Below are 10284 nucleotides of genomic sequence, written 5' to 3'. Positions count from 1 at the left end.
GGTCGAACATGTCGGAAGCTGGAGCCTCGCCTATAACCAGACGTTGAAGCAGGTCCAGAACTATTTCCAGGCCCAGCCATTCGCCGGCGCCGCGCGCAGCGCCACCGCGTGGATCGGGCGGCAGGTTCAGGCGCAGGCGAGCCTGTGGGCCTATATCGACGTGTTCTTTTCGCTGGCGCTCGTCGGCCTGATGATCACCTTCTTCGCCCTGACGCTGAAGCCCAGCAAAACCGTTCCAAAAGGAACGCCGGCCTAAAGCGCATAGCCCAACACGGTCGCATTATAGACCATATGCAACGCCACGGCCGGCGCGAGGCGGCCCGTGCGTTTAAACAGCAAGGCATTGCACAAACCGACCGCAAAAACCGGCGCCCAGGCCAGCGGCGGATGGTAGATCGCGAAGAACACGGCGCTGCCCACCACCGCGAGCCAGCCTCCCCATTCGCGGTCGAGCGCCCGATAGAGCATGCCGCGAAAGAGATATTCTTCGGCGACGGGCGCAAACAGCACGCCCATCGCCAGCAGTGCGATTTGCAGATGGGGGATCGCGGCCTGTTTCCGGCTGGCCTCGTCGAGGGTTGCGGCCGTCGATGGAAACTGATGCAGCAGCTTCAGGTAAAAAAGCGCAAACAAGCCAAGCGCCAGACCCAGCATGACGCCGACCGCCAGCGACAGAAACATTCCCTTGCCGCTTGCCCGCGCCGAATTCGGGTCTCGCCACAGCCAGATTTCGCTTTGGGCGACGCCGCGTTTGCGCAGGAATTGCGCCATTGCCAGCGAAACGATGACAGCGCCGGCGCCATAGCCGACCGTCTGCGCCGCGGCGAGATTGTCGCGCCCGAAAACGAAGATCGCCGCGCCCGAAATGAACGCGCAGATCTCGACCAGGGCGCTGATGGCGATCATGGCGTGCATCAGGCTGGGCGCCTGCGGCAACTTTTCCGACCATGGGTCGTAAAGATAGGGCAGGCGCGCCCGAAAATTCTGCCACATGCCCGCAGCCGTCATGATCGAATAGACCACGCCGGTGACGGCCAGCGTCCATTGGCGCGTCGCGACCCCAATGAAAAACGTCATGGTCCCCAGTTGAACGGCCCAGCGGCGCCCTGGGGGAATTTTTTCGGTTTCGCCGGATTCCGACGTCACCGAAACCAGGGTGACCGATTTCTCGGCGAGGCTGCGCGAGAAAACCAGCCAACCCAGACCGACCAGCATGATCTTCCAGCCGCTGTCGGGAAAAAGCCAGAGCGCGAGGCACAAAGCCGCCCCCACCACGCCTGAGGCGATGCTCGCCCAGAGCCGCGCCTTGGCCTTCAGCAGGTTTTCGAGGCCGCGCGGCCATGTCAAGGCGATCCACAGCGCCGGTCCTTCGGAAGCGAGCGATTTGGGGCCGAGCGTGATCAGAAAATAAGTGCCGAACAGGATCGCCGCCGCGCAAAAATAATTCCACGATCCGCCAACCTCGGCCAGCAGCACGTGCATGTTGAAAAGCTGAATGCCAGCCATCGACAGGGGGATCAGGATGGCCTGAACGATGGCGCTCCTGTCGCGGGCGAACCACATCAACTCCTTGGAATAGAGCGGATCCGCGCCAAAGCGGAATTTTTTGGCCTTTTGCGTTCTCGACATGGCGTCGGCGCGTTCGAACTTGCCGCTGAGCCCCTGCTGCGCGCCCCAGACGCAGAAGATCACCGATCCGGCGACGATCAGCGCGGCGCCGGCCCAACAGGCGAGCGCCCCCGCCAGGAACGAGAAGGAGCCGTCGGGCCTTTGCCCCAGGAAGAGTCCGAGCCAGGGCCAGTCCACGATGGCGAGCGGCGCGAGATGATGGGCCAGCGGCGCCGCGTATTGCCTGATTTGCGCCGAGGCCATGAAGATCAGGATCATCGAGGCGGAGCCGAACCAGCCCATCAAGCCGATCATCGCGCCCCGGGTTCGCTGCGAAAATCGCAGGACGATTGCGACCTCGAGCGCCTTGCCCAGACAAGCCGCGGCGATCACGAGCGGAACGCCGACGACGAAGGCCGCGGCGAATCCCAGCGGAGCCCCGTAAACGACGCCGTACAGGATGGCTGGCAACAGCGGCGCGCTGTAATAGATCGAGTTGGCGGCCATGGGGGCGAGCATTTCCGCCAGGAACACCGCGCCGACCGGCGCGGGATGGCTGAACAGCCATTCCCACATCGGATGGCGGCGGCGCGTCACGTCGAGTTCGAGCCCTTCGCCCTGGCAGACCAGCATGGCGCTCCACAGGAGCAGCGCGAGCGAACCAAGCATGGCGGGCAGCGGGCCGGACCGGGGCAGGGCTGAAAGGCCGGGCGCGGCGTTCTCCAGATCGACGAACGCCTTGCCGCCGTTTTTTTGCGCGGCTTCACGCAAGGACTTTTCCAGCACCCGGGGATCGCCGCCAAATTGTCTGGACAGACTTTTGGCCTCGTCGGCGTAGCTTTGGCCCAGGTCCCAATCGCGCGCCCCTGCGGGCGTCGGATAGGTCGCGGCGTGACTTGCGGCGTCTCTCACCCTTGTTGCGAACCATCCGTCGACCGCGATGACGTTTTGCGGCAATGCGGCGCGCTCGCAGCCCTGGACGGCGCCGATGACCATGAAAGCGGCCAGCCCGTTCAGCAGGACCATCATCAGGGGGACCAGGACGGAGCCGACGTTTGCCCAGTTCGTGGCCCGTCGCCCCGAGCGCTGGGTCAACAATTCCCGCTGGCGCTTGCGGCGGCCGACCGAGCGTTTTCGCGCCGCGCCGAGCAGCAGGCGCACCGTCGTCCAGAAGGACGGAGGTACGGGCGCTTCGCTGCTCACGCTCATGGCTGCGCCGGACGGAGCGTGAGCTTCAGGAAGATGTCTTCGAGCTCGGCTCCCTGGTAAGCTGTGCGCAACCCGTCGAGAGAGCCTTTGGCGATCAATGATCCCTGGTTGAGGATGACGACGTGCGAGCATAATTTCGCCACGTGATCCATCAGATGGGTCGAAAACAGGATGGTCGTTCCCTGCCGCGCCAGTTCGAGAATGAGATCGTAGAAAAGATGGGTCGATTCGACGTCGAGTCCGTTGGTCGGTTCGTCAAGCACCAGAAGTTTTGGCTGATGCAGAATGGCGAGCAGCAGGCCGAGCTTTTTCTTCATCCCGCGCGAATAATCCTCGGCGTAATTGCCGATGTCGTCGGTCAGCCGCATTCTGGAGATCATCGGGTTCAATCGATCCATCGTCGCGCCGACATCGAGGCCATGCATGGCGGCGCTGAGCTCGAGAATTTCCAGGCCGGAAAGATAGGAATAGAAGGCAGGTTCATCGGGGAGGAAGCCGATCAGCCGCTTGACCTCGACCCTGTCCTCGAAGGCGTCCTTGCCGTCGATGACCAGGCGGCCTCGCGTCGCCTTCAAGATGCCCATGAGCAATCGGAACAACGTGGTCTTGCCGGCCCCGTTGGGGCCAAGCAGTCCGCAAATTTGTCCGGAAGGAACCGAAAACGAAATTCCGTTCAGGGCGGTTTTTTCGCCAAAGGTTTTGGTGACCGCGTCGACATCCACGAGGGTTGCGATTTTTGCACTTGGCGCCAATAAGGTCATGCCAATCCGATCCATGCGAAATTTGGAACCTGCTGCGCCTTTGACACGCTACGCGACTTGCTCAACCAGCATAGTCGCAATGGGTCAACGTTACCTTAAGGAATGGAGAAAATTCAGGAGGTTCTGGGCATTTGCCAATCGGCAATGTTCCGCGCGCCGGGCTGCGTGACGAAAAAAGCCAAGCCGCGAAGTTGCGTTGGCTGTCTCAGGGCGTGCTCACGGCCTTATTGCCGGTGATTTTGCGGAGCGTGGCTTCCTCGCCGCTTCATCCTCAAATCTCCAGCACGCGCTGGGGATCGAGCTTCCGGCGCGCGAGATCGACAAGCGCCCGGGCGTTTCCGACAAGACGTCCGCGGCGGTCGACAAATGGCTCGGGGCAAAGGCCTTTGACCAGGTTCATGCCTGCGTTTCTCGACATCAGCCAGAGCGCCCGACTATGGCTCATCGTTTTCTTGCGCATCAGGTACAAGGGGTTGGCGATCTGGGAATAGCCTAGACGCGCGCCCGACTGTCGCCCCTGTTTGAAGCCCAGATGAATTCCGCGCATGGAGCGAGCGCGAACGATCTCGCCAAAAGCGGCCAAGCGGCGGCTGAAATCGACGTCCTCGAGCCAACCGTAAAGCGGCAAATTCTCATCGAACCGCAGGCTGTGTTCGCGGATCGGCCGCATCCGGACGACCATATTGCAGCCGTATCCATTGTAGACGCGCTGCAACGGGGTCTCGTCGGGCGCGTTATCCGCACATCCCTCGAGGAGCGTGAGCGCATCCGCATATTCGAGTCCGGGACCGCAGATGCCGTCCGCCAAAACCACGCCTGTCGATAGCATGATCTCCGAGCGTTCGCTGAATAGTTTCTCGGCCGCCTCAATATAGGAGACGGCGGGAATGAAATCGTCATCAAAGAAGGCGACAAGATCGCAGTCTCCAACGGCGTCAAGGATGGCGTTGCGCTGACGCGTCAAACCGCGCGCGCTTGCGACCATCTCGACGCCGCGCGACGCGAGCGCGCCTCCGTCGCCTGCGTCCTCGATAGAGGCCACGCTGACGATCGTTCGGTCTGCGGGCCGGCTCTGCTTTTCCAGTTGGCCCAGCGTCTTGTGCAACAAGCCGGGACGACCCGCGGTCGAAATTCCAACGGCGATCTTCATGGCGTGCGCTCCTGTTTGTATCGACTGGACGTGAGGGGTCTAGCGCGAGGCCGCGATCCCGCCTGGGCAGCCGGCGAGACGCGCCTTCCCGCCGCACGAAGAGAGATCTCTGGCCGCCCGCGCAAGCAGTTCGTCATAGATCGAGATAAGTCCCTCGCACCAAAGCTCCGCGCTCAACGCGAGGTCGTGGCGTTGCGTGAATCCTCGTCGGCTCAGGTATTCAATGCGCCCCGAATCGTCGCGCAGACGCCGCAATTTGGCGCCGACCGCGTCGAGGTCCCGAGGATCGAAACCTTCCGCCGCCTCCCGCTCCGTCAGTTCGCTCGCCGCGAGCGCGGTTTGGGAAATCAGAACGGGGATGCCGCTCGTCGCGGCTTCAAAGGCCGTCAGGCAGAATGTCTCGGGCCAGAGCGTCGGCGCGACGACCAGACGCGCGCTCCCGGCGATTTCCGAAAGCTCCGCCCGTGATTTCCAACCCAAAAAGTCATGACGCTGAAAACGCCGCCTTAGCGGGTCGAGCAGGGGCCCATCGCCAATAATGCTCAGGCTGACGGCGTGGCGATCGGCAGCCTCGGCGAGCAGATCGACGCCCTTGTCGCGTTCGAGCCTTCCGACAAAAAATATCCGGTTTTGAATTTCGGCTTCCACTCGCCGCGCGCGCCAGGGCGTCACAGGGTTGCGCAGAATACGCACGGAACTTCGCCGCACGCCGCCGCGCTCAAGAAATTCCAACATGCCCTCATGGGGCGCCAGCACCAGCGCCTCGCTCGCCGGCAGCGGAAACAGGACAGAGCGCACGCCTTGGCGGGCCAGCCGCCAGGCCTTGTGCGCGTATCGGCGTTTGTCGCAATTGGACTTCGCACATTGCGCCGACATGGGGCGCAGTGCGCAGATTTCGCCCGAACGAAAATTGAAATAAGCTCCGTTTGGACAAACTAGAAAATAGTCATGCGCATTTATCACAAGCCGCGACGCTACGGGCCGCAATGCCTGGAAAACCGAAGGCGACAGGAGCTTGTGCCAATTGTGCAGATGGTAGACGGTCGCAGGCGTGTCGTTTTGCGCAATCCATCGTCCGATGCGCCGATGGACGCGAGCGTCGTAGAGTCCGGCCAAGGCCTCGCCCATTCCGGCGGTTTCTGAGATTTTCGAGCCGCCGAGCGACAGGATTTCCACCCCGGCGGGCGCAGCGAAACCTGCAGCCTCACGGCCAAGCAATGCAGCGACTCTAACGCCTCGGGCGAGCAGCTGCTCGATAGACTGAGCCGCCACAGCCGCGGCGCCGCCGCCAGCGCCGATTTCGTCGCTGATCACCACAACGCGGTCAATCCCGGAGGGATTGGCGAAACTCATCCCAACCTCCGGCGAACAATCCGCCGCGCCGCTCACGCGGAGCCTCGCGCTGCAAGAACTGCGGGGATCGTCTTCAAAATGATCATGATGTCATTCCATAACGACCAGGACCGGACGTATTCGCAATCCAGGCGCACGCGTTCATCGTAGGAGGTATTGCTACGCCCCTCGACCTGCCAGAGGCCGGTCAAGCCGGGCCGCGCTTTGGCATACTCGCGAAAATGCGGTCCATAGAGAGCGGCTTCGTCGCGAACGATCGGGCGTGGACCGACCAGGCTCATCTCTCCCTTGAGGATGTTTATCAGCTGTAAAAGCTCGTCGAGGCTCGATTTGCGAAGCGCATGACCCACCAAGGTGATCCGTGGATCATTGCGAAGCTTGCGGCTGCGGAGCCATTCTTCAGCGGCGGCCCGATCTCTGGCGAGATGCTCCCTCAGACGCTCCTCGGCGTCGACCACCATTGTCCGAAATTTAAGACAAGGAAACTCCTCGCCTCCGCGCCCGACCCGATAATGGCGAATGAAAAAGGGCCAGCCATCCCCGATGACGACCAATCCGGCGACCAGAACAATCATCGGCGACATGACGGCGATCAGAACCGAGGCTGCGACCACGTCGAATATCCTTTTCCCCATTCCGCCAAGCGGAGTGGTTGCCTCGGCGCGGTGCGCGGGACTTTTGAAAACCATGAATCGAGATAGGGCCATTTGCTCTTCTCCTCGCACGAACAAGGGCGATTCACTCCAGGCGTTACTCGTCGTCTCCCGGTTTTTTCTGTTCTACCTCACGTCAGCAAGCGCGAAGACTTTCGTGGCTTTCTGGCGCTTTTCTTTTGGCGAACGGGCTCGGTCGCGATAATCCAATCCAGCCTCGTCGGTGGCGAGGGCTCAGTCTTGCCAAGGATCTGTGGCCTCGCTACAATGGCGTTCCGCCACAACAGCTGATTTTCCTTTGACGACGAAGCGCAAGGAGACTGCGGTATGATCGTCCTCGCGGCCATTGCATTCGTATTCGGCTTGCTGAGCCAACCGCGAATGACGCTGGCTCCCTTCGTCGCGTTGAATTTTGCGCTCATCGTGGCCTTGATCCTTGCCGGCCTCGCGGCGGCGATGCCTGCGAGCGTGATCGCTGTTGACATCATCGTTGCGCTGGTCGCGGCGCAGACGGGATATTTCTCCGGACTCGTCATCGAAATAAGGCGCTCGCATCCTCGCTCATCGCCTGCGGTCAAATCGACCCGTTCAGCCGCTTCGAACATCGATAGGGTTCCCTGAAGGATTCAATTCCCTGCGAACAGAGGCACGATGGCCTCCGGTTCATTTTCGCAAGACCGCTTTGACCGGCTGGTCAGTCTTTCCAGATATAGCCGCATCGCGCTTTGAAAACGGTCGGCGGAGAAGCGACGCGCGCCTTTCGCGATCCGCAGCGGATCGAATGTCATCGTCTTGAATCTTTGGACCGCTGCGATGAGGTCTTCGACCGATTGCTCGTGGAACAACAAGCCCGATTGCCCGTCGCAAACAGTTTCGGTGGCGCCGCCGCGTCCATAGGCGATGACCGGCCTGCCGCTCGCCTGGGCCTCGACCGGAACGATGCCGAAATCTTCTTCGCCTGGAAATATCAGCGCCTGGCATCGGGCGTAGTGGCGCCGAAGCACGGCGAAAGGTTGCGCTCCGAGAATTTTAACGGTCGGGCCCGCGAGGGCGCGCATGGCGTCAAGCCTCTCGCCGCCGCCGATCACGACAAGCGGCAAGCCCATGCGATTGAAGGCTTCGATGGCGAGTTCCGACCGCTTGTAGGGAACGAGCTCTCCCACCATCAGGAAATAATCGGAGACTTCCTCGGGAACGACTTCGAATGCTTCGACATCGACGGGAGGATGGATGACCTGAGCGTCGCGGCGATAATAGCGTTGAATGCGATCGCGCACCGTGAACGAATTTGCGATGAAGTGATCGACGCGCATCGACGACAGTGCGTCCCAGTTTCGAATGTAATGGGCAGCCGCAGGCATCAGCGCCTTGGTCAATGCGCCGGAGCGCTCGCGATAGTCGTGATACATGTTCCAGACGTACCGCATGGGCGAATGGCAATAGCAGACATGAAGCGCGCCTGGCGGCGCAAGGACGCCTTTGGCGGGTCCGGACTCGCTGGAAAGGATCAGATCGTACCCGCGCAGGTCGAACTGCTCCAACGCCAAAGGCATCAACGGCAGATAGCGTTGATACATCGTCTTGGCCCGCGGAAGCGCATTGATAAAAGATGGGATGACGCGGTGTCGCCGGATTTCCTCCGACACGCGATCCGGGGCGTAGACATGGGTGAAAATGTCCGCTTCCGGAAATAAGCGGCACAGATTTTCCACCACCTTTTCGCCGCCGCGCATGCCGACCAGCCAATAATGTACGATCGCGACTTTCATCGGCCCCCCTTCCATCCAGGCGCACGGCAGACGGCGAAGCCGAGGCGCTGCTTGCGCGCCAAGTCACCAATCTGCTGCGCTGCAGCGAAACGAATAATGCTTACCGGGATGAAGTCAGGCAACCTCGATCACGGTACGGAACCGTACACTCCATGCGCCTTAGGCCATTTCGACCCATCAATTTGATGTAGCACATATTTTTGGCAGCAGCGTCCGACTAAGCAATATGAAATACGTCCTACGCCGCCTGACACAGGGGTTACAGCTGCACAGCTTACGCAACGTCGGCATGCATGGATATTATGCATGGCTGCAAAAACTGGGTGCATTCTACGTGATACCACGTAAATAAAGGTAACATTTATTTGAACTAGCGTATGTTGCGTTGCAGCAATTTGTATAATATCGTTTAGGCGGAACACTAGCTCAATTGCTTTACAATTACGGGTAGGAGCTGGCTTTATGTTAGCCAAAAACATCCTGCGAGCAATGATGTGTGTGGGCGTCACCTGCGCTACGGCCTTCGCTTCAAGCGCAGTTCACGCCGATGATTACCTTCTAGGTCCCGGCGATCATCTTCGCCTGAAAATACTGGAATGGCGGCCGGGTCGCGGCGAACCCTACGATTGGCCGGGCCTCGCCGGGGAATTCACTGTCAGCGCCGGTGGCGAGCTGTCGCTTCCAATGCTGGGCAGGATCGACGCGGCAGGCCGCAATGCCGCTGACTTGTCCGACATGATCAGCGCGCGATTGCAACAGGAGGTAGGGCTCATTCGAAAGGTGGAGACCTCGCTTGAGGTCATCCAGCACCGGCCCTTCTATGTCGCCGGCGGCGTCGACAAGCCCGGGGAATATCCCTATCGGCCAGGCATCACGGTCATCGAGGCGATCAGCCTCGCGGGAGGCTTTTATCGAAAGCCCGATGTTGAGAACGGTTTGCAGCGCGAGGCCATTCAGGCGCGAGGCTCGGAGCGCGTCCTTGAATCGGACCGCATCGGCCTTTTGGCCGCGCTGGCGCGGCTGAAGGCGGAAATTGGCGCCGACGCCGAAATACAGTTTCCGAGTGAATTGACAGCCGCGAAAAACGAGGCGCGCATCGCCGCCGCGATGAAAGAGCAAACGATGCTTTTCAACTCGAGAAAAGACTCGCTCAAGTCGCAGGTCGACGGCCTAGATCAGATCAAGGCTCTCTACGCGGCCGAAATCGACACGTTGAAGAGCAAGGTGCAATCCATCTCCCGGCAGGCGAGCCTGAACCGAGCGGAACTGGACGGCATCTCCGCGCTCATGAGCAAGGGCCTCACGACGGCGCCAAGAAAACTCGCGCTCGAGCAGAACGCCGCGCAGTTCGAAAGCACCAGGCTCGATCTCGAACTTTCTATCGTGCGGGCGCAACAAGCGATCAGCAAGGCCGAACGGGACAAGATGGAAGCGCTCAACGCCAGGCGCAACGAGGCGCTTGTGGAACTGGGACTGAACCGGGCGAAACTTGGCCAAAATGACGAAAATCTTGCGACGGCGCATCGTCTCGTCCAGCAGGCCGAAACGATGCTGATGCATCGCGCGGACGATGTCGTTCGGTCCTCCGCGCGGTCTTATGAAATCATTCGTCAAGGCGCTCCGCAGCCCATACGGGTGTCCGAAAGCGACGCCGTCAAGCCCGGCGACGTGTTGCGCGTCAGCGAGCCTCAAGAGAGCGCCCTCGCCGACTGACATCTGCCTCCGGAGCGGCGGCGCAACGCCGCCCGATGTTCGCAGAAGCGAATTTTCTGTTTGTTTGA

Annotated in this window: 8 protein-coding genes and 1 pseudogene; 2 read left to right on the top strand and 7 right to left on the bottom strand. The window is 60.8% G+C overall.

Annotated elements, in window-relative coordinates; all coding sequences use genetic code 11:
* Positions 1-256, top strand: a pseudogene (locus ACLP2E_RS17355) (DHA2 family efflux MFS transporter permease subunit); the annotation flags it as partial.
* Here the strand turns inward: ACLP2E_RS17355 and ACLP2E_RS17350 are convergent.
* From ACLP2E_RS17350 to ACLP2E_RS17320, 7 genes are all read right to left on the bottom strand, one after another.
* A complete protein-coding gene (locus ACLP2E_RS17350; RefSeq protein WP_442466651.1) occupies positions 253-2817 on the bottom strand; it encodes a CPBP family glutamic-type intramembrane protease in 2565 nt (854 codons plus the stop codon). The pseudogene ACLP2E_RS17355 and the gene ACLP2E_RS17350 overlap by 4 nt on opposite strands.
* A complete protein-coding gene (locus ACLP2E_RS17345) occupies positions 2814-3578 on the bottom strand; it encodes an ABC transporter ATP-binding protein (RefSeq protein ID WP_442466650.1) in 765 nt (254 codons plus the stop codon). The genes ACLP2E_RS17350 and ACLP2E_RS17345 overlap by 4 nt, the downstream gene beginning before the upstream one ends.
* A 271-nt stretch (positions 3579-3849) precedes the next feature.
* On the bottom strand, positions 3850-4728 hold the full coding sequence (locus tag ACLP2E_RS17340; protein WP_442466649.1) for a glycosyltransferase family 2 protein: 879 nt from the start codon (positions 4726-4728) through the stop codon (positions 3850-3852).
* A 39-nt stretch (positions 4729-4767) separates the two neighbouring features.
* Positions 4768-6081: a glycosyltransferase family 4 protein gene (locus ACLP2E_RS17335; protein WP_442466648.1), complete on the bottom strand. Its 1314-nt coding sequence runs from the start codon at positions 6079-6081 to the stop codon at positions 4768-4770.
* 32 nt (positions 6082-6113) lie between these two features.
* Complete coding sequence (locus ACLP2E_RS17330; RefSeq protein WP_442466653.1) at positions 6114-6770, bottom strand: sugar transferase; 657 nt, start codon at positions 6768-6770, stop codon at positions 6114-6116.
* A 198-nt stretch (positions 6771-6968) separates the two neighbouring features.
* Positions 6969-7289, bottom strand: a complete 321-nt coding sequence (locus ACLP2E_RS17325; RefSeq protein ID WP_442466647.1) for a hypothetical protein — start codon at positions 7287-7289, stop codon at positions 6969-6971.
* A gap of 71 nt (positions 7290-7360) precedes the next feature.
* Complete coding sequence (locus tag ACLP2E_RS17320; RefSeq protein WP_442466646.1) at positions 7361-8503, bottom strand: glycosyltransferase; 1143 nt, start codon at positions 8501-8503, stop codon at positions 7361-7363.
* A gap of 462 nt (positions 8504-8965) precedes the next feature.
* Between ACLP2E_RS17320 and ACLP2E_RS17315 the strand changes: the two genes are divergently transcribed.
* Positions 8966-10216 carry a polysaccharide biosynthesis/export family protein gene (locus ACLP2E_RS17315; protein ID WP_442466645.1) on the top strand — a complete coding sequence of 417 codons (1251 nt, stop codon included), beginning with the start codon at positions 8966-8968 and terminating at the stop codon, positions 10214-10216.
* Positions 10217-10284 lie beyond the last annotated feature (68 nt).

This window comes from Rhodoblastus sp., assembly GCF_052145335.1.
Classification (GTDB): Bacteria; Pseudomonadota; Alphaproteobacteria; order Rhizobiales; family Beijerinckiaceae; genus Rhodoblastus.
The sequence above is the reverse complement of the archived record's forward strand: the minus strand, read 5'-3'. Positions and strand labels throughout refer to the sequence as shown.